This is a genomic window from Psychroflexus aurantiacus (assembly GCF_010820555.1).
GTDB lineage: Bacteria > Bacteroidota > Bacteroidia > Flavobacteriales > Flavobacteriaceae > Psychroflexus > Psychroflexus aurantiacus.
The window spans coordinates 1-903 of sequence record NZ_JAAIKD010000028.1 but is presented as its reverse complement, the minus strand read 5'-3'; the positions used below and the strand labels follow the sequence as shown (position 1 = coordinate 903).

General features: G+C 44.7%; 1 protein-coding gene. It reads left to right on the top strand.

Going from position 1 to position 903, the window contains the following annotated elements:
* Nucleotides 1-903 (top strand): PA14 domain-containing protein (locus G3567_RS13185; RefSeq protein WP_235923605.1); only part of this gene is annotated, 903 nt, incomplete at both ends.

The window sequence follows — 903 nt, the reverse complement described above, 5'->3', positions numbered from 1 at the left end:
GACAACGACGGGATTTTGGATGCCGATGAAATTCTCAACGGACATTTAAGCTATGAATTTTACGACTCTGTGCCGGCAGGCAATACTGTAGATAATATTCCAACAACAGCTCCGGATTACTCGGGCAATGTGTCGGATTTTGACGTGACAGCTCTGAGTAACAGTCTAACGACTAGTGCGGACGCCTTTTCGGTACGTTATAAAGGCTCTATAAACATTGCCACAGGGGGGGATTATACTTTCTATACCAATTCAGACGACGGTTCCAAGTTGTTTATTAACGGGGTCGAGGTGGTGGATAATGATGGGGATCATGCCCCTAGAGAACGATCTGGAACTATTACACTAAGTGCCGGGGTTCACAGTATAGAAGTCTTGTTTTATGAAAATGGGGGAGGGCAAGTTCTGTCGGTAAGTTATGAAAGTACTACCATACCTATAACTAAAACTCTGCTTCCTTTCTCAATGCTCTCTTCGGAGTATGATACTGATGGCGATGGCATTCCTAATCAATTGGATTTAGATTCTGACGGAGATGGCTGTTCCGATGCCAATGAGTATTATTTCAACATCAATGCCGATGGCAACCTTAATGGCGGTGATGATTTAGAGTATGGCAGCCAAAGTACGCTAACGGTGGATGCAGACGGTCGTGTAGTTCAGGCGGCTTATGATGGGACTAACTATGCCAATGCTATCGACAACACAATCACAGAAGCCTGTAACGCATGTAGTGCCACAGCCACGGGGGAAACAGATACCGATGGGGATGGAGTGATAGACCTGTGTGATCTGGATGCTGATAACGATGGAATTTTAAATACAGACGAAGCAAATGGAACTGGATCAGCGGTTTTTGACGCTATTCCTCAAGCGTTTTGGACGTTTGATAACACAACAAAT